This is a genomic window from Caulobacter segnis (assembly GCF_019931575.1).
Taxonomy (GTDB): domain Bacteria; phylum Pseudomonadota; class Alphaproteobacteria; order Caulobacterales; family Caulobacteraceae; genus Caulobacter; species Caulobacter segnis_C.
On the sequence record NZ_CP082923.1, the window covers coordinates 3,494,791 to 3,519,394 of the forward strand.

The following is a 24,604-nucleotide window of genomic DNA, read 5'->3' on the forward strand; positions in this document are numbered from 1 at the left end:
TGACGCTCTGTCCATCCCCAAGGCCCGCTGGCGCGCTCAGTCTGGACGCAAGTCGCCGAGAGCGACATGGGGACGGAGACCGCGAAAACATGCGCACGCAAGTCGCCATTGTCGGCGCGGGTCCCGCGGGTTTGTTTCTGGGCCACCTGCTGCGACGCGCGGGCGTGGACGCGGTCATCCTGGAACGTCGCGACCGGGCCTATGTCGAGGGCCGGGTGCGGGCGGGCGTCCTGGAACAAGTCACCGTGGACCTGATGAACCGGCTGGACCTGGGTCAACGCCTGCGCGCCGAAGGCATAGTCCACAGCGGAACCAACATCGCCGCCGACGGCCAGCTGTTCCGCATCGACATGGCCGAGCTGACCGGCGGCTCGACCGTCACGGTCTACGGTCAGCAGGAGGTGATGAAGGACCTGTTCGACGCCGCCGAACCGCGCGGCGTGACCGTGGTCTTCGACGCCGAGGACGTAGCCCTGCACGACGTCGACAGCGCGCGACCGCACGTCACCTGGCGGCGGGGCGGCGTCGAACAGCGGCTGGACTGCGACGTCATCGCCGGCTGCGACGGCTATCATGGGGTCAGCCGGGCGGCGATCCCGGCCGACGTGCTGAAGACCTTCGAGCGGGTCTATCCGTTCGGCTGGCTGGGCGTGCTGGCCGACGTGCCGCCCTGCGACCACGAACTTATCTATTCCAACCACGAGCGCGGCTTCGCCCTGGCCTCGATGCGCTCGCCCACGCGCAGCCGCTACTACGTGCAATGCGGACTGGACGAGAGGGTCGAGGACTGGAGCGACAACCGGTTCTGGGACGAGCTGTGTCTTCGCCTGGGCGATGAGGCCGCCAGCCGCGTGACGCGCGGCGCGTCGTTCGAGAAGTCGATCGCGCCGCTGCGCAGCTTCGTCGGCGAACCCATGCGCCACGGCCGCCTGTTCCTGGCCGGAGACGCCGCCCACATCGTCCCGCCGACCGGCGCCAAGGGCATGAACCTGGCTGTCTCGGACGTGGTCATGCTGGCCGAGGCCCTTACCGACTACTTCCTCGACGGCTCGCAAGCAGGCCTCGATGGCTATTCGGCCCGCGCCCTGGCCCGGGTCTGGCAGGCCGAGCGCTTCTCGTGGTGGTTCACGGGCCTGACCCACCGCTTTCCCGATCGCGACGGCTTCGATCGCAAGATGCAGGTCGCCGAGCTGGCCTACATCCGAGGCTCGCGCGCCGCCCAGGTCACTCTCGCCGAGAACTATGTCGGCCTCCCGCTCGTCTAGGAGGCCCTGGAGACGCTCATGAAATCCAAGATCTACGAGAGCGCCGCGGCGGCGCTGGAGGGCGTCGTCTTCGACGGCATGACCCTGATGTCCGGAGGCTTCGGCCTGTCAGGCAATCCCGAGACCCTGATCCCGGCCCTGAAGGACACCGGCGTGAAAGACCTGACTGTGATCAGCAACAACTGCGGAGCCGACGGCTTCGGGCTCTGGATGCTGCTCGACAACGGCCAGATCAAGAAGATGATCTCCAGCTATGTCGGCGAGAACAAGCTGTTCGAGCAGCTCTACCTCTCGGGCCAGTTGGAGCTGGAGCTGAACCCGCAGGGCACCCTGGCCGAGCGCATCCGGGCCGGCGGCGCAGGCATCCCGGCCTTCTACACCAAGACCGGCGTAGGCACGGTCGTCGCCGAGGGCAAGCCGGTCGAGACCTTCGAGGGCGAACCCTATGTCCGGGAGACCTGGCTGCGCGCCGACGTGGCGATCGTGAAGGCCTGGAAGGCCGACCCGGAGGGCAACCTGATGTTCCGGATGACGGCCCGCAACTTCAACCCGGTGATGGCCACGGCCGGCAAGGTCACCATCGTCGAGGTCGAGGAGATCGTCGAGGCTGGCGCGCTGGACGCCAACGCGATCCACACGCCGGGCATCTATGTCGACCGCATTATCAAATCGACGATCAACGAGAAGCGCATCGAGAAGCTGACCACCCGTCCGCGCGAGGAGACCGTCTGATGGCCTGGACCCGTGACGAGATGGCGGCCCGCGCCGCCCGCGAGCTGAAGGACGGCTTCTACGTCAACCTCGGCATCGGCATCCCGACCCTGGTGGCCAACCACATTCCCGACGGCGTCCATGTCACCCTGCAGAGCGAGAACGGCATGCTGGGCATGGGCCCCTTCCCCTATGAGGGCGAGGCCGACCCGGACCTTATCAACGCCGGAAAACAGACCATCACCAAGCTGCCGACCTCCAGCTTCTTCGACAGCGCCCAGAGCTTCGCCATGATCCGGGGCGGCCATATCGACCTGACGGTGCTGGGCGCGATGGAGGTGGCCCAGAACGGCGACATCGCCAACTGGACGATCCCCGGCAAGATGGTGAAGGGCATGGGCGGGGCCATGGATCTGGTGGCCGGCGTCAAGCGCGTCATCGTGGTCATGGACCACGCCAACAAGGCCGGCCAGAGCAAGGTGCTCAAGCGCTGCGCCCTGCCCCTGACGGGCGCGGCCTGCGTCGACATGGTGATCACCGACCTCTGCGTCTTCGACCTGGATCGGAAGGGTGGCGGCCTCAAGCTCATCGAACTGGCGCCGGACGTCACCCTGGACGAGATCAAGGCCAAGACCGAGGCCGATTTCGATGCCGGAGCCTTCGCGTCATGAGCCTGATCCTGCCTTACAGCCGCGAGGACGCCGGCCAGCCGCCGTCGCTGCATGCGCCCTACGCCTCGACCGTGGCCCGCTCGCCGCGCCAACCGCTGGTCCGGATCCCGCACACGCTGACCGAGACCACCGGTCCGGCGGGCTGCTGGGAGACCCTGATGGGGTCGTCGCTGGCCGACCTGACCACCCAGCACAAGGCCATGCCGCAGGGCCAGCGGATCATCGTCTCCGGTCGCGTGCTGGACGAGAACGGCCGCCCCGTCCCCAATACCGTGATGGAGATCTGGCAGGCCAACGCCGCCGGTCGCTACATCCACAAGAAGGACCAATGGGACGCGCCGCTGGATCCCAACTTCACCGGCGCCGGCCGCGTCATCACCGACGCCGAGGGCCGCTACCAGTACGTGACGATCCGGCCGGGCGCCTATCCGTGGGGCAACCACCACAACGCCTGGCGACCGTCGCACATCCACCTGTCGCTGCTGGGTCCGGCCTTCGCCACCCGCACCGTCACCCAGATGTATTTCCCCGACGATCCGCTGATCGAGATCGACCCGATCGCCAACGCCGCGCCCCTGCCCTATCGCCAGCGGATGGTGTCGCGCTTCGATATCGAGACCACCCGACCCAACTGGGCGCTGGGCTACCTGTTCGACATCGTGCTGCGCGGCCGCGACCAGACCCCGACGGAGGACGGCCATGACCACTGAGCAGGCCCATCCCGCCCCGCGCCAGGACAACCAGGACCCGGCCCTGTTCGGTCAGACCCCGTCCCAGACCGTGGGTCCGTTCTTCCACTACGGCCTGCCCTGGAAGGGCGGCGCGGATCTGGTCGGCCAGTCCGACATGGGCGCGCGGCCCGAACTGTTCCCCGAGGAGCACTACGTCCTGAACTTGGCGCCGCCGAAGGACGCAGTCGCCGGCCAGGTGATCACCCTGGAAGGCGTGGTCTACGACGCCGACGGCAAGCCCGTTCCGGACGCCATGATCGAGATCTGGCAGGCCAACGCCGCCGGCCGCTATTTCAGCCCCGACGACGACCGGACCGAGATCCCGCTGGACGAGGGCTTCATCGGCTTCGGTCGCGCCTCGACCAGCGAGGAGGGCCTCTATCGCTTCAGGACCGTCCGCCCGGGATCCGTGCCGGGCCCGGGCAATAGCTCCCAGGCCCCGCACATCGCCGTCGGCGTCTTCGGGCGCGGCCTGATCAAGCGGCTGGTCACGCGGGTCTATTTCGAGGGCGCGCCCGAGAACGCGGCCGACCCGATCCTGGCCCTGGTCCCCGCCGAACGGCGCGACACCCTGCTGGCCCGCGAGGTCGACGGCGCCTGGCGGTTCGACATCGTCTTGCAAGGCGCGGCCGAAACCGTCTTCTTCGATATCTGAACTCAAGCTGGGAGTCGCCGCTTGCCGTCCCTGATCCGCGACCGCGCGACCTCGACGCCCGCCATGCTGGCCGTGTTCGGCGACGACGCCCTGCTGCGCGCGGCCCTGACCTTCGAGGCGATGCTAGCCCGCGCGCAAGGCCAGGTCGGGCTGATCCCTGTTTCGGCGGCCGAGGCGATCGCGACGGCCTGCGTCGAGCTGCCGGACATCGAGATCCTGGCGGACGAGGCCGCTCACGCCGGAACCCTGGCCATTCCGCTGGTCGCCATGATCCGTGAGCGGATCAACGATCCGGAGATCACCCGGCACGTCCATCGGGGCGCGACCAGCCAGGACCTGGCCGACACGGCCCTGATGCTGCAGGCCAAGGCCGGCGCGGCGCTGGTCGTCGAGGAGACTCTTCGCCTCGGCGACGCCCTGGCCGTCCTGGCCGGGCGCCACGCCGCCACGCCCATGCTGGGCCGCACCCTCCTGCAGGGCGCCCTGCCCATCACCTTCGGCCTCAAGGTCGCCGGCTGGCTGCAGGGGGTCGACGGCGCCCTGGCCCGGTTCCGGCGCGAGACCGCCGCCATTCAGCTGCAGTTGGGCGGCGCGACCGGGTCGCTGGCCGACCTGGACGGTCAGGCCCGCGCCGTGACCGAACGCCTGGCCGCCCTGCTGGACTTGCCGGCGGCCGAAACGCCCTGGCATTCGCGGCGCGAGGGCCTGGCGGGCCTGGCGTCCAGCCTCGCTATCCTGACCGGCGCGATCGGCAAGATCGCCAGCGACATCGCGCTGATGGCCCAGAACGAAGTCGCCGAGGCCTTCGAGCCGCGCGTCGCCGGGCGCGGGGGCTCTTCCGCCATGGCCCATAAGCGCAATCCGACCGGCTGTCAGATCGCCCTGACCGCCGTCACGCGCGCGCCGCACCTGGCCGCCACGATCATCGCCGCCCTGCCCCAGCAGCACGAGCGCGGACTGGGCGGCTGGCAAGCCGAAGCGCCGGTGCTGGCCGAGCTGTTCCAGCTGACCCACGGCGCCCTGGCCGCCATGGCGCCCGTGATCGAGGACCTGGAGGTCGACATCGACCGCATGGCCCGAAACCTGGCCGCCGCCGACGTCGGAACCGACACCGGCGAGTCCGAAGCCCTCGTGGCCAAAACCCTGAGTGCTCGAGCCCTCGCCGATCACCGAAAGGACCGCTGATGCCCTTCGCCATCTCGCACGGCGCCCGGATCTACTGGCGGGCCGACGGCGCGGCCGACAAGCCGGCGGTCGTGCTGCTGACCTCGATCGGCACGGATCTTTCGCTATACGACCCGGTCACGCCGCTGCTGACGCCGGACTTCCGCGTGCTGCGCATGGACACCCGAGGCCACGGCGCCTCGGATGCTCCCGCCGGCGACTACAGCCTGGACCTGCTGGCCGACGACGTGCTGGCGGTGATGGATGCGGCGGGCGTCGCCAAGGCCAGTCTGGTCGGCACCTCGCTGGGCGCCATGATCGCCATGGCCCTGGCGCCCAAGGCCCCCGAGCGGATCGAGGCCCTGGTCCTGGCCTGCACCTCGCCGGCCATGGATCCGTCGGTCTGGGACCAGCGCCTGGACCTGATCCGCAGCCAGGGCCTGGCGCCGCTGGTCGAGCCGGTGATGGAGCGCTTCTTCTCCGAGAGCTTTCGCGTCCGGCATCCCGAGATCGTCGAGACCGTTCGCGCCGGCATGCTGGCCCAGAACCCCGACGGCTATCGCGGCTGCGGGGCGGCGATCCGCGACATGGCCCTGCTGGAGCGCCTGTCCGCCATCGCCGCTCCGACCCTGGTGATCACCGGCGCCCAGGACGTGGCGACGCCCTACGAGGGCCACGGCGAGCGCATCGTCACCGCTGTGCCCGACGCTCGTCACCTGGAGATCGGCGGCGCCCACCTGCCCAGCCTGGAGGTCCCATCCGCCCTCGCCGGCGCGGTGCGGACGTTCCTGGGTGAGGTCCTGAACGGAACCAGCGTGCGCGAGGCCCAGGACACGCTGTTCGAGGCCGGCCTCGCCACCCGCCGCAAGGTGCTGGGCGACGCCTGGGTCGACAGGTCCCTGACTCGGCGCACAGCCTTCACGGCCGACTACCAGGCCATGATCACCCGCTACGCCTGGAACGAGGTCTGGGGTCGGCCCGGCCTGGATCACCGCACCCGGCGCCTGCTGGTGCTGGCCATCTGCGCGTCGTTGGCCCGCTGGGAGGAGTTCCGTCTGCACGTCCGCGCGGGCCTGGAGCAAGGCGGCTTCACCGTCGACGAGCTCAAGGAGGTGCTGATGCAGACGGCGATCTATGCTGGCGTGCCGGCGGCCAACACCGCCTTCGCCGAAGCCGCCGAGGTCATGGCCGAACTGGGCGTCACGCCGACCGCTTAAACGGCGGGCGCGGGTCCCGCCTCGCCGTCAGACCGAGCAGAACTCCAGCCAGACCTGGTGCAGATCGCTGCCGGTGTCGCTGGCCAGCGCGGCGCGGCCATTGACGACGACGTACGGCTGGAAGTCGCCGGCGGCGCCCACCTGAACCTCGCCGCAGACGGCGACACGGCCTTGGCGATGTTCGATGTGCTCGTTGCGGAAGCTGATGTTGTCCCAGACTTCCAGGTGGCGCTTCACGGTCCATTGCGCCCCGCCAAGCTCCATCTGGCGGATGCGGGGCAAGGCCAGAGGGGTCTCGATCTGGGCGGACTTGGCGCTGGGATGATAGCCGACAGCCATCATGCCCACGATGCCCAGCAGGATCAGATAGGGCGTGCTCGAGCGATGCACGGACGACGACGTCGCCTGCCCTCGCGCCACATTTCCGACCATGGAAATCTCCGCCTCTCGTCAGGCCCTGACAAGTCGAGGGCAGCTCACGTTGAATGTACTTAACACAGCTTTACCAAAAGGACCATCGGAAGCCTCCCCAAATCTAGGAAAGTCGAGGCGCCCGCACACTTTTGAAGCATTTACCGAAACCACTCTCGCGGCTAGCGCGAGCACTCAACCAAACTGTATTTCTGAAACCGCCGTTCTCCCGCGCGACCCAGCGCCGGCGCGTCGCCGGATCTGCGTTGCTCTAGAGCGGACGAATTAGGGTTTACGGGCCGTCGCGGGCCGCTCGCGTCGTTCCTGGGCCGCGATCTGGGTCAGGATCAGCAGGGACGACGAATAGTAGTCCTCGTTGTCGATCGACGCGGACGCCGAGCGGCCCGTGAGCACCAGGTCGGCGACGCTGGCCATGCCGACCGAGGCGGCGAACGGCGCCACCTCGCCCGTGCGCACGTCAATCCAGGCCGGCGCCGGTTTGCCGGCCGCGCGGAAGGACGACCACCAGCGCTTGACGGGATCCAGCGTCGCGTCGCCGCAGCGGCCCGACCAGCACAGATAGAGCGGCACCCGGACGGCGTCGAAACCGAACCGCGGCGGGCGGTCCGGGTCAGTCCACATGGCGCCGGCGCTGTCCACCCGCACCCAGTCGACGGGCAGGTCCATCGTGCCGAAACGCGCGTCGCGCAGCGCCCGCAGCGCCTGGTCGCGAACGCCTGGCCACGGCGAGCGAGGTTCGCGCGTGGCGAAGGCGTCCAGGGCCGGCATGATGGCGTAGGACGGGTTGAAGACCATGCCGTCGGCCTGGACGAAGCCCTCCATACCCGGCGCCAGCAAGGTGCGGTCGCCCTGGCGGACCAGCAGTTTGGCGAGGATCGCCTTGCGGATCTCGGCGCTGGCCTGGACATATTCCGGCCGCCGCCAGCGCTCGCCGCCGCGCAGCAGGGCCCAGGCGATAAGCAGGTCGCCGTCGAGGGCGTTGTTGGGGTCGGGCGTGTGCAGGTCGCCGGTCGGGACATAGCGCCAACGAAACAGGCGCGTGTCCGAACGGGACAGGGTGCGGTCCGTCCAGGACCAGAGCTTCTTGAAGGTGTCGGGGTCGTCGTAGGCGGTCGCCATGACCATCGCGAACCCCTGCCCCTCGGAATGGCTGACATTCCCGTTGCCGGTGTCCACGACGCGCCCTTCGGGTTGGACGAAGCGCGACTTGTACGCCGTCCAGTTCCGAGGCGACGAGGGGGCGGCGCAGGCGCTCATCGTCACCGCCTGGAAGGTCAGGGCGGCGATCAGCAGCAGGGCCGATCGCCTAGAGGCCATAGGAGAAGTCCAGCGCGTCATCGCCGCCGCTGTCGCGGTAGGTGGCCTTCATCTCCGGACGCCCGCCCTGAGTCTGCAGCCAGATCGTGTAGACGCCCTCGAGAATGGCGGCGAAGGCCCGGCGCCAGTGGCCGCTTTGGTCCTCCATGTGCAGGCCCGGATAGGCGCGGTGGCGGATCGAGATCGCGCTGTCGTCCAGCGACAGGGCCACGAACCCCCAGTCCAGCTCGGCCAGCACCTTGTTCAGCGACGCTTCCAGCTCTTCCAGCGTCTTGACCGACGGCAGGGCGACCTCGCCGGAGACGCGCAGGCCGATCTGGCGGTAGAAGCCCCAGGCCTCCTCCGCGCTGAAGTTTTCGAACAGCTCATCGGCCATCGCCACCAGAACGGTCCGCCACTGCGGGCTGAACTGACGGGCGGCCAGATAGCGCAGCTCCGCCGTGTCGGTCTTCGGCGCCTCAGGCGCTCCCCGGGACGAGAGACTCTTCAACATCGGATATTCCTATTGGCTGGCCAGGATCCGCCGCAGATAGAAGCGGAACTTGTATTCGTTGTAGATCCCGAAGGTGTCCGCCGAGAGCTCGCCGCCGGCGGCCGTACCGGCCGACAGCTTGTACTCGCCCGAGAACAGCCCGGTCAGGCCGATGCCCGTCTTGCTGGCCGAGTCGTAGCGGGCCAGGATCGTGGAGTCCGCGGACGCATAGGACTCCAGCGCCTGCTGCGCAGCCGGATTGTTCGGGAACACCGCGGCGCTGTCTTCGCTGTAGGACTGGACGCCGACGCTGAACCCGGCCTTCACCTGCCAGCGCTCACGCTCCATCGAATAGGTCACCGGCAGGGCGACGCTGACGAACTGCTGCGGGCTGAAGTAGCCGCCGTGGCCGAAGCTGAAGAAGCGCAGGTTCTTGTCATAGGCCTGCATGTTGGCGTTCAGGCCGATCTGCAGCTGGTTGCCGTTGCTGTCGATCGGGCGGAAGTAGGCGCCGGCGTTGATCTCGAAGCCGGTGTTGCTGAGAACGTTGCGGCCGGTTAGGCGCCGATAGGCCCCGTCCAAATAGGCGCCGCCCGAGCCGAAATTGGCCGATCCGCCCAGGCTGACGTTGCGACGGATGACGCCGCCCCATTCCACGCCCGTCAGGGGATCGCGATCGCCCGAATAGGCCAGGACGCTGTCGGTGACCGGGCGCTGCTCGACCGTCGCGCGGATCTGCCCCTCGCCCAGGCCCAGTCGCGCGGTGAGGCCGCCGGTGAAGGTGGTGCGCATGAAGCCCAGCGGCGTCACCCCGGCGTCCAGCGAAACCGGACCCGAGTCGTAGAACATCGACACGCCGGCGCCGGCTTGGCTGCGGCTGTCCAGGCCGGGCAGGACGATGATGTTGCCCGCCGCGGTCGCCTCGGCGACGACCAGCGGGTTGGTGCCGAGGTTGGCCGTGGCCGCTTCCCCAGGGGCTCCGGCGCTGATGATGACCGGGTTGACGGCCACGCCCAGGCGACCGATGCCGAACGGCGAGACCGACGCGGCGATCCGGGTGCTGGCCTCGAACAGACGGCTGGCGCCCTGCTCACCGCTGCGCGCGCGCAGAGTGGCCGCGCCCTCGAACTGCGGCGCGGTCGACTGGCGAAGCGCGGCGATTTCCTTGTTCACCTTCGTCGGCAGCGGCAGGGCGCTGTCGGGGACCGACGACACGGTCGCCGGGCTGCTGGCCGCCCGCGTGCTCGCCGAGGCGTAGGCGCGAGGCGGGGTGTAGGCGGGGCTGGGCGTCGGCAGCGGCGCGAGCGCGGCCGGAGCATAGGCCGGGGCCGGCGCGTAGGCGGGCGCGGGCGCGTAGGCCGGGGTGGCGTCCGCGTAGATGGCCGCCGGCGGCGCCAGGGGGTTGGAGTTGGCGGGCAGGCTCGCGCCGCCGCCGTAACCACCGAGCGTGCTCTGCGGAGAATTGATCGGGCCGCCGCCATAGCTCGCGCTGGGCGCGGGCGCGTAGGCGGCGTAGGCCGAGGGCTGGGTCGCCGCCGGGGTCGGCAGCTGCGGCAGGCCCGGAGCGCCGCCATAGGCCGAAGGCGAAACCGCCGGCGCGCCATAGGTCGGCGCGTCGACCGCCTGGGCGATCGCGCGAGCGGCGAAGGGGTTGGGGCCCAGCGCGCCGCCGATGCCGGCGGGCGAGCCGGGTTGTCCGCCCTGCCCGCGCGTCAACAGGCTCTGGGCGCGCTCGAACGCCTTGAGGGCCGCGCGTTCATGGCCGCGAGCCTGCTCCATCTGGCCTACTTGGTAGTAGAGCTCCGCGTCGTTCGGCTTGAGGGCGATCGCGCGGCGCAACAGCCCCTCGGCGCGACCATAGTCTCCCGCTCGCACGGCCACTCGCGCCGAGCCGGCCAGGGCGTCCTGGTCGTTCGGATTGATCGTCAGCAGGACGTCATAGGTCTGGGCCGCCTGCTGGGCGAGGTCGCCCGAATCATAGAGGCGCGCCAGGGCGGCCAGCAGCGACGGGTCGCGCGGCGCTACCGTGAAGCCTTGCGACAGGGTGTCGAACGCGCCGGCGTAGTCACCGGCCATGCGCAGACGGTCGGCCCGGCGACCCGCGTACAGCGCCGCGAGGGCGCGATACTCGCCCTGCGGCGCCTGCTGGGCGGCCGCGTTGAGCAGATTGATGGCGGCGGCGTCCTGCCCGGTCTGGGCCAGGACCGCCAGGAAGCCGGACGCTTCCGACGGCTTGAAGCTGGCCGGCGGCTGGCGCGAGGCCTCCAGGGCCAGGGCGGTCGCCTGGTAGGCGTCGCCCAGGTCGAGCAGGGTCTCGGCGATGCGACCACGAACGGAGAAGCTGGGCGAGGTGCGCGACATGTAGCCCCGAAGGAGGCTGACGCCGTCGACGTTGCGCCCCTGGGCGCCCCAGCGTTTGGCCTGCTCGATGGCGCTCAGGGCCTCGACCCGCGCGACCAGATCGCGGACGGCGCGGTTGCGGCTGGCCTCGGGCACGCGGCGCAGAAGGCCCACGGCCTCTTCGTTGCGGCCCTGCGATTCCGAGAACAACGCCGCGGCCTGCAAGGCCTCGGGATCGCTGGACTGGTAGAGCGGCGCCATAAGGGATTGCGCCTCGGCGCCCTGCCCCTGCTCGGACAGGAAACGGGAATAGTCGTAGCGCGACCACGGGTTAGACGGGTTCGCCGTCAGCGCCGCCGACAGGGCGGCTCCGGCGCCGAAGATGTCGCCGCGCTTTTCCAGCTCGTTGGCGCGCGCGCGTTCGATCGCGGCGCGGGTCTGGCCGGCCGTCGGCCCCGTGAGGCTGGCGGCGACCTGGCTGGCTTCGTCGTACCGGGCCTGGTCGGCCAGGACCTGGGCGAGGCCCGAGATCGCTTCGGGCCGCTGCGGCGCGCCGCTGAGCACCGATCGGAACGCGGTTTCGGCTTCGGCCGGTCGACCCAGCGCGGCCAGGGTCTGCCCCCACAGGACCTGGGCTTCGACGCGATCCGGGTTCTGGCCGGTCGCGAGCGGCCTCACCGCCTGCTCGGCCTGGGCGTAGCGGCCACCTTCATAGGCGGCGCGAGCCCGCGACAGCGTACCGAAGAACTGGGCCGACCGCAGGGCTTCGCCCCACCGCTGGTCGCCGTTCGCGCCGCGGATGGCGCGGCGCAGAAGCTCCTCGGCGTCGGCGAACCGCGCCTGCTGCAGGCGGATGATCCCCAGGCCGCCGGCGGCGTCGAGATCGCTCGATCGCTCCCGCAGCGCCTGGTTGAACAGTCGCTCGGCCCCGGCGAGGTCCTTGCGCTCCAGCGCCTCGAAGCCGGCGGCGCGCGAGGCGCCGCTGGGATCGATCGGCGTGGCCGGCTTGGCGGCCGCCTCTTGTTGCTTGCCCTGCCGCACGTCGGAGAACGGCGGCTCCGCGGGTTCGGCCGGCGCCGCGGCCGTGGCCCGCGCCTTCAGTTCCTTGCCCAGAGCGACGACGCGCGAGTCGGACTCGCCGACCGCCCCGCGCAGCTGGCGCGTCCAGCGCTCGCCCGCCGTGAAGTCGCCGTCCTCGAGCGCGTAGGTCGCCAGGCGCTGCAACACCTGCGGGTTGTTGGGGCTTTCCCTCAAGGCGCGCTGCAGGGCCTGGGCCCCGAGATCCTTGCGGCCCCGCTTACGCTGGGCGGCCGCCTGGTTCAGCAGCGCCTGGACCGCCCCGCCCTGAACGGCGGGCGGCGGCGGCGCGACGACCTTGGGCGTCGGCGCCTTGGTCGTCGGAACGAGCGGCGTGGCGGCCGGCTTTTCGGTCGGCAGACGGGGCTGGACCTGCGCCATGGCCGTGGAGGCCATCAGCGTCGAGACCAGGGAGATGCAGACGGAGGTCTTCACCGCTGGCCACCCTCGTTGTCGAACATACGCTTGCGTTCATGAGCGGCCAGGACCACCCAGAAGCCCAGACCGATCACCATCGACGCGCCGATCACCGCCAGGCCGAGGATCAGCGGGTTGCGGCTGCACCACCACATGATGGCCACCCACCAGGGCAAATGACCAGACCAGAAGCCGGGCGACACCTGGAAGCTATTGAAGCTCTTGTTGGTGGAGATGGCCAGGTCGCCCTGCATGGCGGCGTTGGCCTCCGGCTTGGCCATCGCGTTGACGATTTCCGGCAGGCGGGATGGCGAACCGGCTAGCATGGCGACGACCACGCGGCTCTTGTCGAACGGCGAGCGCCAGCTGGAGACGCCGGCGAAGTCGCTGATCGTCACCAGCGCCGCGTCGGCGGCGGCGGGATCACGCTGGTCGACATTGGAGCCGAACCGCGAGAACAGCCGCCCCAGCGGCGACGTCGAGGCCACGCGAAGCTGGCCGCCGTCGACCCGCACGGGGGCGTTCTGGAACAGTTCGGGCGCTTGAGCGGCGAGCGACAGCGGACCCACGACCAGGATGTCTCGGCCACGCAGGCTCGGCGCGTCGCCCGGACGCGCGATCGTGACCGCCACGGCCGGAGCGCCGGTGGAATCGCCGATACGGCCGATCATGGTGAACAGCGCCTCCAGCGTTTCCGGCTGGGGCTGCTGCGGGATCAGGACCACGGTCTCCGACAGGTCGGCGACGCGGCTAAACGGGAAGCCGGAGCTGGCGAAGAAGGCCAGGTCGGGCATGCGCGAGAAGTGGTGCGCGCCCGACAGGTCCAGCGTCGAGTCAGCGTCGATGCCGACGCGGATGCCCGTCGGCAGCTCGCCCTGGCAGGCGCCCTTACGGTTGCTGTGCAGGTCGTAATAGAACTGCAGCTGGTTCTGACCGAAGATGTTGTAGCCGGGGATGTCGACCGAGGCCTTCTGCTGAATGGCCGAGGCGCCGATGAAGTCCCGCACCTTGTCCGACGCCTTCTCGGGGCGCAGCTGGATCGAGCGGATGTACTTGTCGTTGGCCAGCACATCGAGACGCGAGATCGAATAGTCGAGCCAGGACCCGGCCGGATAGCGATAGCCGAAGGTCAGCTTGGCGCCGGCCCGGGGCCAGAAGAACAGGTCGGGCGCGGTGCGGAACTCGGCCGTCAGCAGGCCCGGACGCATGCCGGCGCCTTCCAGATAGGACTGGCCGACGAGGTCGCCCAGGCGGACCGGGCGGCGCGTGTCGACCCAGCGCGGGGCGTCATACGGCAGGCGGCGCGTGATCCCCTGCGGCGTGATCTGGGCGGTCTGGCCCGAGAGGCTCTTGGGCGAGGTCGCCAGCACGCGCGCGGCGGCCAGGACGTCCTGGTCCGAGCCGCCGGTGATGACGAGCAAGGTGGCGTAGGGGTTGCGCGGGTTGCGGATCAGGCTGATGGCGGGACCGCTGGCCTCGGGAACGACCCAGCCGCCGATCTGGCTGCCGGCCCGCGCCAGGACGACGGCGTCGCCGTTGGGCAGGTCGTTGTAGGCCACGGGGAACGAGAAGCCGCGGAAGCTGGCGTTCATGCCGAAATACGACGCGGCGGCGGCGGCGGCGGTGATCAGGTCGTTGGACGGCGCTCCGGCGAACACGAACGGCAGCCGCAGCGAGCGGCCTTCCGTGGCGTCGAAGAACGGCGCGGGCAGTCGCGACAGCGTGTCGCCGGTCGACAGCTGCTGCAGCGTCAGCACCAGGCGGCTGCGGGTGTTGCTGATGTTCGCCCAGAGGGTCGAGTGCAGCGGGTCCTCGCAGTTGCGGGTGTAGTGGCTGATGAACCGGAAGCCGAGGCGGTTCTCGCCCGTGAAGAGGCCCGGATCGATCGGCAGGGTGACGATCACGCCCCCGGCGCCGTCGGGCGTCAGGGGCACCGTGCCGACGACCTCGTCGTTCAGCAGCACCGTCAGGTGACTGAGGTCCGCGAGCAGTTGCGGCGAATAGGCGAAGTTGAGCGTCAGCTGGGCCTGGGTGACAACCTCGTCCTGGCGCAGATTGACCGGAATGCCGGCCTCGCCCGACGATCCGATGAGCCGCAGCGGCCGGGTGACGTTGAGATCCTCGAGCGTCATCGCCACCGTGCGGACGCCGCCGGTGTTCGTGGGCGCGGCCTTCGCCGGCTCGGCGGTCGCCGTTGCGGCGGCGGCCGCGCGGCCGCGCGCCGGCTGGGCATGGCTCTGGTCGGCGCCCAGGAGGCCGAAGCCGAGCGCCAGGGCGATGATCGCCGCGCCCGTCGACGCGCCGGCCCGCTTGTAGGCCACCGAGGCGCGCGGCGTGTCGCGATAGCGCCACCACAGCAGGATGGAGATACTGGCGCGCATCAGGTCCATGAACGACTGCCAGGCCGACCAGGACACCTGGTCGTCAACCAACGGCCACGCATCCGCGCGCCCCATGACGACCCGCACAAGCTGTCGTCGCGACTCCAGCGTCATGTCCGTGAACATAAACCTCAGCCCGCCCTTCCCGCTCCCCATCATCTTGACCGGGAATCCAAATGCCTTTTCCGCCGCGAAGATCTCGACGTGGGTGACCTCGCGCCCCTCGATGAGGTCGTCTTCCAGGGCCGGAACAGCCATGCCGCCCATGGAAACGTTGATGGTCGTGGTCGACATCACGTGACCATCGTCGAAATACAGTCGCGTCGGCAGTTCCACCAACAGGTGCTCGTGCTTGCGGACCTGGCGCGTCTCGCGCCCGACGGCGATCGCCGTGATCAGGATCAGCAGGCTGAAGCTCGACCAGCCGACATTGAGCATCACGGTCGAGAGCTGGGCGTCGAAATATTGCGGCAGCAGGAGCTTGACGATCCCGGACCCGATACCCCCGAACAGCACGCCGGTGGTGACCAGCAGGGGCAGCAGCACCTTGAAGTCGAAATAGCCTTCCTCGAGCAGGCCGCCCTTGTCGGTGACGTTGAACTTGCCGCGCTTGGGGTCGAGAAGCGGCAGGACGGCGGGCCCCACCAAGTGGAACGAGATCAGCGTCTCGTAGACCTCGCCCCAGAAGGCCCGGCGATAGCGCCCCTGGATCCGCTCGTTGACCAGCACGGCCAGCAGGAGGTGCGGCAGGGCATAGGTGACAATCGTGAAGGCGGCGGCGGCGATGATGTTCTGGCCGAAGATCAGATAGGCGATCGGCGAGGTCAGGAACACGATGCGCGGCAGCGGAAACTGGAAGTGCAGCATCGCATTGAGGTAGCAAAGCCGCTGACCGATGCTCAGGCCGCGCCCGAACAGCGGATTGTCGATGCGGAAGATCTGGGTCATGCCGCGCGCCCAGCGGGCTCGCTGGCCGATGTGCAGGGCCAGGCGTTCGGTGGCCAGGCCGGCCGACAGACGGGTGTTCAGATAGGCTGTGTTCCAGCCCATGCGCTGGAGCTTGAGCGCGGTGTGCGCGTCCTCGGTGACCGTCTCGCCGGCGAAACCGTTGGTGCTCTCCAGCGCCTCGCGCCGGATGACGGCGCACGATCCGCAGAAGAAGGTCGCGTTCCAGAAGTCGTTGCCCTTCTGGACCACGCCGTAGAACAGGTCGCCTTCGCCCGGGATGTCCTTGACGGCGCGGATGTTCCGCTGAACCGGATCCGGCGAATAGAAGTAGTGCGGCGTCTGGAGCAGGGCCAGCCGGGGATCGGCCTGGAACCAGCCGACGGTCAGTTGCAGGAACGCCCGCGTGGCCACGTGGTCGGCGTCGAAGATGCACAGCAGCTCGCCGCTGGTCTGCGGGATGGCGTTGTTCAGGTTGCCGGCCTTGGCGTGCTTGTTGTTGTCGCGGGTGATGTACCCGCAGCCCGCCGCACGCGCGAAAGCCTCGAACTCGGGCCGTCGGCCGTCGTCGAGGATGTAGACCTTGAAGCGATCAGGCGGGTAGTCCTGATCCATCGCCGCGAATACCGTGTCCTGCACGATCTCGAGGCTCTCGTTGTAGGTCGGTATGTAGATGTCGACCGTGGGCCAGGTTTCCGGTGGCCCGCTGATCTCTCGGACCTTGCGGTCCAGCGGCCAGACACACTGCATGTAGCCGAGGACCAGGACCAGCCAGGCGTAGAGCTCGGCCAGGTAGAGGCCCGTCCCGAGGAACCCCGCCAGGGGGTTGTCGAAATGCAGGGTCTGGGTCGTGCGCCACCACATGTAGCGCGTCGACAGCGCCGTGGAGATCACCACCAGGCCGATGGTCATCCGCCGACCCTGGCTGAGTTGACCGATAGCGGCGGAGGCGGCGAAGACGCCCAGGCCGAAGATCAGCTGACCGCTGGTGTCCAGCGGCACCGTCACCGCAAGGAGGACCACGGCGGTCGCGAGTCCGAAAATCACGTAACGCGCAGGCGCGGACGCCACGACGCGGCCGAACAGGCCGTCGTCCAAACCCGGAATCCCGGTGAACTTCATGATAGGACGGTCTCGCGCGACGTAAGGCGGTCCAGACGTCCGGCGATGGCCTCGATGTCCACGGCCGAGAGGGTCTGGGCCCCGACCTCCACGATGGACTCGCCGCGCGCGGCCGCTTCGGCCAGCGCCTCGTCGTAGTGGACGACGCCGATGAACCGGTCGGCGGCGTGGGTGGCGATGAACTCGGAGATGTCGCGGCTGAGCCGGCGTCGCGGGTCCACCTGATTGAGCACGCCGAACGTGGTCGGGCTCTCGGAGATGGGCTTGAGCAGCAGGCCGTCGCGATAGGCGGGCGCTAGGGCCATGGAGCCGGCGTCCGCCAGCAGCACGATCAGCTTCAGATCGGCCAGGGCCTCCAGTCGTTGCTGGAGCCGGCCCTCGCCGGGGGTGGTGTCGGCGATGATGATCTCGTCGTCGGAGCGCATCAGGCTGGACAGCGCTTCCGAGAGCGTATCCTCCTCCAGCAGGTCCTTCATGCGCAGGCGTTCGCTCGTCGTGGCCTCGCCATACGGCGCCACTCGGACGCCGCCTCGACCCGCGACGACCGCCGAGGTCCAGGGCAGGCCACGCGCCGTGCAGCGCGCGACGCCGAAGTCGTCCTCATGCTCCGGAGCGAGCAGGAAACGCAGAGCGTTCTGGGAATCGAAATCGACAGCGGTGACTTGGCGGCCGCGTCGACGCAGGGCCACGGCCAGGTTGGCGACAAGAGTCGTCTTCCCAACCCCGCCCTTCGGCGACGACACAACGACCAAGACCATTTAGCGGGCCTTTCGTCCGATCCGCTCGAAGATGGCCGACAGGGCCTGCGGCGCGTCGTCGGCGGTCTTGGCGCTGGCGTACCGCGCGAAGCGAGCGCCGGTGTGGGCCTCCACTTCGCCGACCTCGATCCGCGGACGCCCTTCGGCGTGCAGTCGATCAAAGAGCGAGCTCTCGGCGGCCTGCGGCGTGGGGGCGGCCGCGACCGAAGGCGTGGCGACCGGCGGCGCGGCGACCGGAAGCGGCGTCTCGGTCGCGGCGAGCGCGCTTTGGGCGCGGGCCATCTTCTCGAGCACGGGCCACGTCTGGCCGTCCGAGCGCGGCGCGTCGAACTGCTTGTAGCTGATGGTGGACTTCAACTTATCCATGAGGGCGCTCACGTCACTCACCGGTCTGTTCCTTACATTCCACACGGCGCGAACGATTGCTAGTTAGCAGTGAATTCGCAGCCACAAACTTAGACCACCGAAGACGTAAAGAAATATTCGCTATTTTGTCGCACGCGACGCAATTTTCTGGATAAAACGCCGAACTCAAAACAGATTTCGCCTAACGCCACTAGTTATGGAAGCTTAATACAACCAAAAGTATATTGATTTTTAGCAGTTCCGCCGAGGATCGACCGAACTTCATTTGGCGTTTCGGCAGCGTCCAACAACGTAAATTGCTGTACACTATCGCATGCCGGGAAGGTCAAGGGCTCAAGACCTCCGAACTCTCCAAAAGAACCCAAAGCGGGGAACCCAACCTCGATCGCCACTGCATACCCACGTTCGCTCGTTGGCGAGCGGCGATTTCAGAACAGGTCCTTTACTTCGGATCGTCCGCGTCGGCGTGAGGCCAAGCCCAACACCGGCTTAGGAAATCGTCTTAATACGGAATCGCGAACACCGATCGCTCAAACCGTCGGACGCGTACTTTTGTCGCACAGGTTGGGACATGCACGCGGGAAGGCCCTGAACTCGCCGTTGCTCACGAAAGAGGCAGCAATCTCTCGCCTAGACGATCCCGGTCAGAGGATCGAACGCCGAAACATCACGCAACACGACCGCCAGACCGACTTCATGCACGGCTAGACTGTCGACGAACACGTAGAAGTCGTCGCCGACCTGGACGCCGACATAGCTGAGCGTCGCCTTCGCGGCGAAGGCGGCGTTCGCCGCGGCCAGGGCGCCGTCATACGTCGCCGCGCCCGTCAGGTGCTGATAGTTCAGGGACGTGGCGGGCCCCAGGCCCGTGAAGTCGAGCGAGTCCTCGTCGTCGAAGTCGAGAATCTGGTCGGGCGCGGAAGGCAGGGAGTCCGAAGCGCCGAAGACGAAGACGTCCGCGCCGGTCCCGCCGGTCAGGGTGTCGGTCCCCGTTCCGCCGGTCAGCGTGTCGTCGCCCGACCCGCCGACCAGGATGTCGGCGCCCGCGCCGCCCTGCAGGGTGTCCGCGCCGTCGCCGCCGTTCAGGGTGTCGTTGCCGCGGCCGCCGATCAGCGTGTCCGCGCCCGCGCCGCCGTTCAGAATGTCGTTGCCCGAACCGCCGTCCAGGGTGTCGGCGCCGGCGCCGCCGTTCAGGATGTCGTGGCCTGAACCACCCAGGAGGGTGTCGGCCCCCGCCCCGCCGGTCAGCGTGTCGTCGCCGTCGCCGCCGCTCAGGGCGTCGTCACCGTCGCCGCCGTCCAGGACGTCGTTGCCGCCGCCGCCGTCGAGGGTGTCGTTCCCGGCGCCGCCGACCAGCCGGTCATTGGCGTCGCCGCCGAACAGCGTGTCGTCGCCCGCGCCGCCAAAGGCCGCGATGACATGGGAGGCCGCGGTGGCCGACGGTTCGTAGAAGTCGTCGCCGGCGCCGCCGATGACCAGGTGCGATCCATCCGAGAAAAGGATCCGATCAGCCGTCGCGGCGGCCGGCAAACCGAAGTTCACGCCGGCCTGCGGGAAGATCACCGTGCGCGTCCCTAGCGTCAGCTGATACGAGCCATAGCCGTTGGACTGCGGATAGAAAGCGATCTCGACGTCGGTCGCCGAGCCCGTGGTGAACACCAGGGTGTCGTAGCTCAGGATGTTGAAGCGCTTGGCCTCGGCGGCGGTGATCTTGGAAAAAGTATACGTCGTCATGATCGCACCGCCGAAATTCAAGAGCTTGGATAAAGCAACGGGACTACGTCCCAAAGCGTCAAGTATCGTTATTACCCTAGGTCATCCTCGTCGAGCCTTGATGCTTAACAACCCTTTACAGGTCTAAGCCCTACCCCCGACGACGCCGGGAAAGTCACCCCAAATTGGGTTTCAGCGCCGGCGCGCGCTGGATGGATAAGGGGATTACCATCCTCTTCGTTCCCGACGCTGTGACAAAGCGTCGCCGCTCGACGAACGCGGTTCGCGTCTGGCGGCCTCGCCATCGGGGCTTGCCATGACAGCGCTGCCTTCTAGGGTGCGGTCAAGCCCGACGCAGGGCGCGGGAGGACACATGCTCAAGACCCTGGCCTTCACCTTGACCCTGGCGCTCACCGCGCCCGCCATCGCCCAGCCGCGCCTGACGTTGACCGACATCCCCAAGCCCGCCGGCCCGGCGGTGTCGCTGTTCAACGGCCAGGACCTGAAGGATTGGGACGCCTGGCTGGGCTATGCCGACCCCGCCCTGACCTACAAGCGTCCGGCCATCGCTCCGATCGGGGCCAGCGCCCGAAGCGCCGAGATCTTCAAGGTGGTGGCCGAGGACGGCCGCCCCGCCCTCTACGTCAACGGGAGGATCTGGGGCAGCCTGGTCCACAAGGGCGACTTCAAGAACTACCACCTGCGCCTGCAGTACAAGTGGGGCAAGGGCCGCTGGACGCCGCGCGAGACCCAGGCGCCCAACAACGGCCTGCTCTATCACTCACACGGCGCGCCGGGCGTGGTCTGGGGCACCTGGAGCCAGGCGGTCGAGTTCGAGATCATGACCGGCTCGATCGGCATGGTCGTGCCCGTCGGCGAGGCGATCTCCGTGGTGACCAACGCCGTCGACGACCCGAGCATCATCAAGCCGAACCTGCGCTTCTCGCCCACCGGCCGCGCCGTCACCGCCAAGGGCGGGACCGCCGATTGGAACGTCGAGGCCTACAGCGACGCCGAGAAGCCGGCCGGCCAGTGGAATATCCTGGACCTCTATGTGCTGGGCGATCGGGCCGTGCATGTGGTCAACGGCGTTCCGGTGATGGAGGTCCGCGACCTGAAGGCCGACGGCCAGCCCCTGACGCATGGCGCGATCCAGCTGCAGTCGGAGGGCGCCGAGACCTTCTTCCGCGACATCGTGCTGGAGCCGATCACCGCCCTGCCGAAGGTCGTGGCCAAGTAGTCAGCTGATCCGCCGCTTCTCCAGCTTCCGGGCCAGGGTGCGGCGGTGCATGCCCAGGCGCCGGGCGGTCTCGGAGATGTTGAAGTCGGTCTCGACCAGGGTCTGGTGGATCCGCTCCCACTCCAGGTTCTTGATCGACGTCGCGCGCTCGCCGATGGCGGCGTCGACATCGCCTTCCTCCTTGTGGAAGGCCGCCTCGATGTCGTCGGTGTTGGACGGCTTGGCCAGGTAGTGGCGCGCGCCCAGCTTGATGGCTTCGACGGCCGTGGCGATGCTGGCGAAGCCGGTCAGCACCACGATCAGCATCGCCGGATGCCGCTCGCTGAGCGCCCGCACGCAAGCCAGGCCCGACTCGCCGGCCAGCTTGAGGTCGACCACGGCGTATTTGGGCGCGAAGGTCTCCAGCGCCGCCATCGCCTCGTCCAGGCCGTGGGCGTGCACCACCTCGTAGTCGCGCCGCTCGAAGGAGCGCTTGAGCGTGGCGGCGAACTTCTCGTCGTCCTCGACGATGATCAGCTTGCGATCAGCCTGCACGAGACCCTCCGATCTCAAGCGAGGAGAGCGGCAGGTCCAGCACCACGCGCGCGCCGGCGTCGGCGACGTTCTCGGCGCTGGCGCGACCGCCCAGCTTGCGCAGGACGTTGACCACCAGGAAGAGGCCCAGCCCGCCGCCAGCCCGCCCCTTGGTCGAGTTGTAGGGCTTGCCGAAGTTCTCCAGCGTTTCGTCGGTGAAGCCGGGGCCGTCGTCCTCGACCTCGATCAGCAGCCGGTCCTCGCGCACGCCGGCCCACAGCCGCACACCGCCGGGCGAGGCGTCCAGGGCGTTGTCGAGGACGTTGTGGATCACCTGCTTCAGGGTGGATTCCGCCACGATCGGGGTCGGGGCGATCAGGTCGGTCTCGTAGGCCAGGACCTCGCCGTTGCGGGTGGCGCGCCAGTCGGCCACGACTTCGTCCAGGAAGGCCCGCAGGGTGCTGGCCCGCACCTCGCCGCCGCGCGCCTCGCCGGCCGACTGCAGCACGCCGGTGACGATCGTCTTGCAGCGCTGGACCTCGCCGCGCATGTCCTCCAGTTCCTGAGCCAGGTCCGGTTGGGAGGCGAAGATCGGCATGCGCCGCCAGTCGCCGAGGATCACGTCCAGCGTCGCCAACGGGGTGCCCAGTTCGTGCGCCGCGCCCGAGGCCAAGAGACCCATGCGGACGATGTGGGTTTCCTCGGCCGCGCGCTGGCGCAGCTCGGCCAGGCGGGCGTCGTGGCGGCGCAGGTTGGCGTTGATGCGGTCGACAAAGGTCACCAGCAGCACCGCGTCCAGCACGATGCCGACCAGCATCCCCATCAGGAACATGTCGAAGAAGGCCTGGTCGCTCAGGCCCGTGGCGACGATCGGCCGGTTGAACGCGACCAGCATGACGAAGCAGAAGCTGGTCAGGGCCACGATCGCCCAGGTCGCCCACGCCTCCAGCAGCACCGCACCCAGGATCACGTGCAGCAGGTAGAGGGTCGTGAACGGGTTGGTGGCGCCGCCGCTGAAATAGAGCTGTGCGGTCAGGGCCAGGGTGTCCAAGGCCAGGGCGAAGAAGAGGTCGTAGCGCCCCAGCGGCGTCGCCCGTTTCAGCCGCAGCAGGCTGAACAGGTTCAGGGCGACCAGGGCCAGCAGCACCAGCATCATCGTCGCCAGCGGCAGGCGGAAGCCCAGGCTGAAATGCACCGCCAGGATGGTGACCACCTGGCCCAGCACCGCGATCCAGCGCAGGTGGATCAGCTGCAGCATGTTTTGGCGCGCGATAGCGTCGGCCGGACCGCTGGCGTTGTCCGCCGCCCGGGCGCCCGACAGCCAGCCCGCCACGCCGGAGAAGACCATGCTGGCGGTCGGCGTCATGAAGCTCCTTCCTCACGGCTGCGCCGCGCGTCGCGCGCGACGTAGAGGCCGGCGCCGCTCGTCAGCAGCGCCAGGCCGAACCAGGTCAGGGCGTAGATAAGATGGCTGTTGGGGAAACGCACGACCGTAAGGCCCCCTAGCGGCCAGCCGCCGGGATTGGGCGCGGCGTCGGCGTCCACGAAGTATGGAGCGACATTGGCTAGGCGATGCGCGGCGCCGATGGCCTGGACATCGCGGGAATACCACCGCCCCTGCCCCGGCTGGTTCTGGCGCAGGAAGCCGCCATGGGGCTCGGTCATGCGCAGCAGGCCGACCACCGTGACGGGGCCGGCGGAATCGCCCGCCCGCCTGGAGGCCGCCGCCTTATGTTCGGTCGGGACGAAGCCGCGGTTGACCAGCACGGTGAAGCCGCGATCGGTCCTCAGCGGCGTGAGGACCCAGAAGCCAGGGCCCCTCTCGGTGACCGCCTGGACCAGGGTCTCGGCGTCATGGTCGAAGACACCGGTCAGGCGGACGCGTCGATAGGCATCCTCACGAGAAATTCGCGGCCAGGCCTCGGGCCCTGGGGCGGGCGTCGGCTCGGCGTGGAGGCGTTGCTCGACCCGGGCGATCAGGTCGAGCTTCCAGGCCCGGCGCTGGACCTGCCAGGCGCCAAGCAGGACGAAGACCACGGTGAAGGCGGCGCACAGCCCGATCAGGGCGACCGACCGCGCCCGCCTTCCCCGCACCGCCGTCACGGCATGGTCTGCATGTCGTGCGCGGTCGCCGGCATCATGTGGGCGTTCAGGTTGTGCATCACCCACAGCGAGCCGCTGAGTGTGATCACCACCAGGATCAGGGTGAACATCAGGGCCAGCAGGGTCCATCCGCCTTCCGAACGCGAGTTCATGTGCAGGAAGTAGATCATGTGGACCAGCACCTGGATCACCGCCAGCCCCATCACCGCCACGGCGGTCATCTGGGGCGTCGGCAGGACGTGGCCCATGACCAGCCAGAACGGGATGGCGGTCAGGATCACCGCCAGCACGAAGCCGATCACATAGTCCTTCAGCGAGCCGTGGCCCGCGTCGTGGCCGTGGCCCTCGTGGGCGCCGGGGGCGTGGTGCGTGTCGTGGCCAGCCGCGGTCATCACAGCACTCCCAGCAGATAGACGAACGAGAAGACGCCGATCCAGACGACGTCCAGGAAGTGCCAGAACATCGACAGGCACATCAGGCGGCGCTGCATCTCTGGGCCCAGGCCCCGCTGGCCGACCTGGACCATCAGGGTGATCAGCCAGATGATGCCGAACGTCACGTGCAGGCCGTGGGTGCCGACCAGGGTGAAGAACGACGACAGGAAAGCGCTGCGCTGCGGGCCCGCGCCCTCGTGGATCAGGTGGGCGAACTCGTAGAGCTCCAGCGACAGGAAGCCGAGACCGAACAGGCCGGTGATGGCCAGCCAGATCAGGGTCGGCTGCTTGCGTCCCGCCTGGGCCGCCAGCATGGCGAAGCCGTAGGTGATCGACGAGAACAGCAGCAGGCCCGTATTCACCGCCACCAGCGGCAGATCGAACAGGTCCGCGCCCGACGGACCGGCCGCGTAACTTCTGCCCAGCACGGCGTAGGTGGCGAACAGCACCGCGAAGATCAGGCAGTCGCTCATCAGGTAGATCCAGAACCCCAGCAGGGTCCCGTTCTCCGGATGGTGCTCCTCGGTCATGTGGAAGCGGCTCTTGTCCGCTTCCGCCAA

Annotated in this window: 21 protein-coding genes; 8 read left to right on the forward strand and 13 right to left on the reverse strand. The window is 68.7% G+C overall.

From position 1 onward, the window contains the following. Window positions 1-89 precede the first annotated feature (89 nt). The 7 genes from pobA to pcaD are packed head-to-tail and all read left to right on the forward strand — an operon-like array spanning window position 90 to window position 6,414. On the forward strand, window positions 90-1,265 hold the full coding sequence (gene pobA, locus K8940_RS16085; RefSeq protein ID WP_223391067.1) for a 4-hydroxybenzoate 3-monooxygenase: 1,176 nt from the start codon (window positions 90-92) through the stop codon (window positions 1,263-1,265). Between the two features lie 6 nt (window positions 1,266-1,271). Next, on the forward strand, window positions 1,272-1,997 hold the full coding sequence (locus K8940_RS16090) for a CoA transferase subunit A (RefSeq protein WP_223395878.1): 726 nt from the start codon (window positions 1,272-1,274) through the stop codon (window positions 1,995-1,997). Continuing rightward, entirely contained in the window at window positions 1,997-2,647 is a 651-nt protein-coding gene (locus tag K8940_RS16095) for a CoA transferase subunit B (RefSeq protein WP_223391068.1), read from the forward strand. Before K8940_RS16090 ends, K8940_RS16095 begins: the two co-directional genes overlap by 1 nt. Next, window positions 2,644-3,357: a protocatechuate 3,4-dioxygenase subunit beta gene (gene pcaH / locus K8940_RS16100; protein WP_411675560.1), complete on the forward strand. Its 714-nt coding sequence runs from the start codon at window positions 2,644-2,646 to the stop codon at window positions 3,355-3,357. Before K8940_RS16095 ends, pcaH begins: the two co-directional genes overlap by 4 nt. Next, window positions 3,347-4,033, forward strand: coding sequence for a protocatechuate 3,4-dioxygenase subunit alpha (gene pcaG, locus K8940_RS16105; protein WP_223391070.1), 687 nt, complete (start codon window positions 3,347-3,349; stop codon window positions 4,031-4,033). The genes pcaH and pcaG overlap by 11 nt, the downstream gene beginning before the upstream one ends. Window positions 4,034-4,054: 21 nt before the next feature. Then, on the forward strand, window positions 4,055-5,218 hold the full coding sequence (pcaB, locus tag K8940_RS16110) for a 3-carboxy-cis,cis-muconate cycloisomerase (protein WP_223391072.1): 1,164 nt from the start codon (window positions 4,055-4,057) through the stop codon (window positions 5,216-5,218). Continuing rightward, complete coding sequence (gene pcaD / locus K8940_RS16115; protein WP_223391073.1) at window positions 5,218-6,414, forward strand: 3-oxoadipate enol-lactonase; 1,197 nt, start codon at window positions 5,218-5,220, stop codon at window positions 6,412-6,414. The genes pcaB and pcaD overlap by 1 nt, the downstream gene beginning before the upstream one ends. A gap of 27 nt (window positions 6,415-6,441) precedes the next feature. Here pcaD and K8940_RS16120 read toward each other — a convergent pair whose 3' ends face one another. The 8 genes from K8940_RS16120 to K8940_RS16155 all read right to left on the reverse strand — a co-directional run bounded on the left by K8940_RS16120 (window position 6,442) and on the right by K8940_RS16155 (window position 19,775). Further along, window positions 6,442-6,804 (reverse strand): hypothetical protein, encoded by a 363-nt coding sequence (locus K8940_RS16120; RefSeq protein ID WP_223391075.1) that lies wholly within the window; start codon window positions 6,802-6,804, stop codon window positions 6,442-6,444. 306 nt (window positions 6,805-7,110) lie between these two features. Beyond that, window positions 7,111-8,163: a glycosyl hydrolase family 8 gene (locus tag K8940_RS16125; protein ID WP_223391077.1), complete on the reverse strand. Its 1,053-nt coding sequence runs from the start codon at window positions 8,161-8,163 to the stop codon at window positions 7,111-7,113. Beyond that, entirely contained in the window at window positions 8,153-8,656 is a 504-nt protein-coding gene (gene bcsD, locus K8940_RS16130; protein ID WP_223391079.1) for a cellulose biosynthesis protein BcsD, read from the reverse strand. Before bcsD ends, K8940_RS16125 begins: the two co-directional genes overlap by 11 nt. Before the next feature lie 9 nt (window positions 8,657-8,665). Next, complete coding sequence (locus tag K8940_RS16135; RefSeq protein ID WP_223391081.1) at window positions 8,666-12,487, reverse strand: cellulose synthase subunit BcsC-related outer membrane protein; 3,822 nt, start codon at window positions 12,485-12,487, stop codon at window positions 8,666-8,668. Further along, the gene (gene bcsA / locus K8940_RS16140) at window positions 12,484-16,917 is read right to left on the reverse strand and encodes a UDP-forming cellulose synthase catalytic subunit (RefSeq protein ID WP_223391084.1); all 4,434 of its coding nucleotides are present in this window, start codon (window positions 16,915-16,917) and stop codon (window positions 12,484-12,486) included. Before bcsA ends, K8940_RS16135 begins: the two co-directional genes overlap by 4 nt. Further along, window positions 16,914-17,675, reverse strand: a complete 762-nt coding sequence (locus K8940_RS16145; protein WP_223391085.1) for a cellulose synthase operon protein YhjQ/BcsQ — start codon at window positions 17,673-17,675, stop codon at window positions 16,914-16,916. Before K8940_RS16145 ends, bcsA begins: the two co-directional genes overlap by 4 nt. Beyond that, the gene (locus K8940_RS16150; RefSeq protein ID WP_223391087.1) at window positions 17,676-18,041 is read right to left on the reverse strand and encodes a hypothetical protein; all 366 of its coding nucleotides are present in this window, start codon (window positions 18,039-18,041) and stop codon (window positions 17,676-17,678) included. It lies immediately after the preceding gene. Window positions 18,042-18,671: 630 nt separating this feature from the next. Next, entirely contained in the window at window positions 18,672-19,775 is a 1,104-nt protein-coding gene (locus K8940_RS16155; RefSeq protein ID WP_223391089.1) for a calcium-binding protein, read from the reverse strand. A 295-nt stretch (window positions 19,776-20,070) separates the two neighbouring features. Between K8940_RS16155 and K8940_RS16160 the strand changes: the two genes are divergently transcribed. Continuing rightward, window positions 20,071-20,994: a DUF1080 domain-containing protein gene (locus K8940_RS16160; RefSeq protein WP_223391091.1), complete on the forward strand. Its 924-nt coding sequence runs from the start codon at window positions 20,071-20,073 to the stop codon at window positions 20,992-20,994. Here K8940_RS16160 and K8940_RS16165 read toward each other — a convergent pair whose 3' ends face one another. From K8940_RS16165 to cyoC, 5 genes are read right to left on the reverse strand one after another with little or no spacing between them, the layout of a single operon-like run. Beyond that, a complete protein-coding gene (locus K8940_RS16165) occupies window positions 20,995-21,528 on the reverse strand; it encodes a response regulator transcription factor (RefSeq protein ID WP_223391092.1) in 534 nt (177 codons plus the stop codon). Then, window positions 21,518-22,873, reverse strand: a complete 1,356-nt coding sequence (locus K8940_RS16170; RefSeq protein ID WP_223391093.1) for an ATP-binding protein — start codon at window positions 22,871-22,873, stop codon at window positions 21,518-21,520. The genes K8940_RS16165 and K8940_RS16170 overlap by 11 nt, the downstream gene beginning before the upstream one ends. Then, the gene (locus K8940_RS16175) at window positions 22,870-23,610 is read right to left on the reverse strand and encodes an SURF1 family protein (RefSeq protein WP_411675561.1); all 741 of its coding nucleotides are present in this window, start codon (window positions 23,608-23,610) and stop codon (window positions 22,870-22,872) included. The genes K8940_RS16170 and K8940_RS16175 overlap by 4 nt, the downstream gene beginning before the upstream one ends. After that, window positions 23,607-24,002 carry a cytochrome o ubiquinol oxidase subunit IV gene (gene cyoD, locus K8940_RS16180; RefSeq protein WP_223391094.1) on the reverse strand — a complete coding sequence of 132 codons (396 nt, stop codon included), beginning with the start codon at window positions 24,000-24,002 and terminating at the stop codon, window positions 23,607-23,609. Before cyoD ends, K8940_RS16175 begins: the two co-directional genes overlap by 4 nt. Beyond that, window positions 24,002-24,574: a cytochrome o ubiquinol oxidase subunit III gene (gene cyoC, locus K8940_RS16185; RefSeq protein ID WP_411675604.1), complete on the reverse strand. Its 573-nt coding sequence runs from the start codon at window positions 24,572-24,574 to the stop codon at window positions 24,002-24,004. The genes cyoD and cyoC overlap by 1 nt, the downstream gene beginning before the upstream one ends. Between the last annotated feature and the right edge of the window lie 30 nt (window positions 24,575-24,604).

Excerpts from the sequence above, each read along its gene's own strand:
- cyoD (WP_223391094.1), bottom strand. The coding sequence starts at position 24,002 with ATGACCGCGGCTGGCCACGACACGCACCACGCCCCCGGCGCCCACGAG.
- pobA (WP_223391067.1), top strand. The coding sequence starts at position 90 with ATGCGCACGCAAGTCGCCATTGTCGGCGCGGGTCCCGCGGGTTTGTTT.
- pcaD (WP_223391073.1), top strand. The coding sequence starts at position 5,218 with ATGCCCTTCGCCATCTCGCACGGCGCCCGGATCTACTGGCGGGCCGAC.
- pcaG (WP_223391070.1), top strand. The coding sequence starts at position 3,347 with ATGACCACTGAGCAGGCCCATCCCGCCCCGCGCCAGGACAACCAGGAC.
- K8940_RS16155 (WP_223391089.1), bottom strand. The coding sequence starts at position 19,775 with ATGACGACGTATACTTTTTCCAAGATCACCGCCGCCGAGGCCAAGCGC.
- bcsA (WP_223391084.1), bottom strand. The coding sequence starts at position 16,917 with ATGAAGTTCACCGGGATTCCGGGTTTGGACGACGGCCTGTTCGGCCGC.
- K8940_RS16170 (WP_223391093.1), bottom strand. The coding sequence starts at position 22,873 with ATGACGCCGACCGCCAGCATGGTCTTCTCCGGCGTGGCGGGCTGGCTG.
- K8940_RS16145 (WP_223391085.1), bottom strand. The coding sequence starts at position 17,675 with ATGGTCTTGGTCGTTGTGTCGTCGCCGAAGGGCGGGGTTGGGAAGACG.
- cyoC (WP_411675604.1), bottom strand. The coding sequence starts at position 24,574 with ATGACCGAGGAGCACCATCCGGAGAACGGGACCCTGCTGGGGTTCTGG.
- K8940_RS16150 (WP_223391087.1), bottom strand. The coding sequence starts at position 18,041 with ATGGATAAGTTGAAGTCCACCATCAGCTACAAGCAGTTCGACGCGCCG.
- pcaH (WP_411675560.1), top strand. The coding sequence starts at position 2,644 with ATGAGCCTGATCCTGCCTTACAGCCGCGAGGACGCCGGCCAGCCGCCG.
- K8940_RS16095 (WP_223391068.1), top strand. The coding sequence starts at position 1,997 with ATGGCCTGGACCCGTGACGAGATGGCGGCCCGCGCCGCCCGCGAGCTG.
- K8940_RS16160 (WP_223391091.1), top strand. The coding sequence starts at position 20,071 with ATGACAGCGCTGCCTTCTAGGGTGCGGTCAAGCCCGACGCAGGGCGCG.
- K8940_RS16125 (WP_223391077.1), bottom strand. The coding sequence starts at position 8,163 with ATGGCCTCTAGGCGATCGGCCCTGCTGCTGATCGCCGCCCTGACCTTC.
- bcsD (WP_223391079.1), bottom strand. The coding sequence starts at position 8,656 with ATGTTGAAGAGTCTCTCGTCCCGGGGAGCGCCTGAGGCGCCGAAGACC.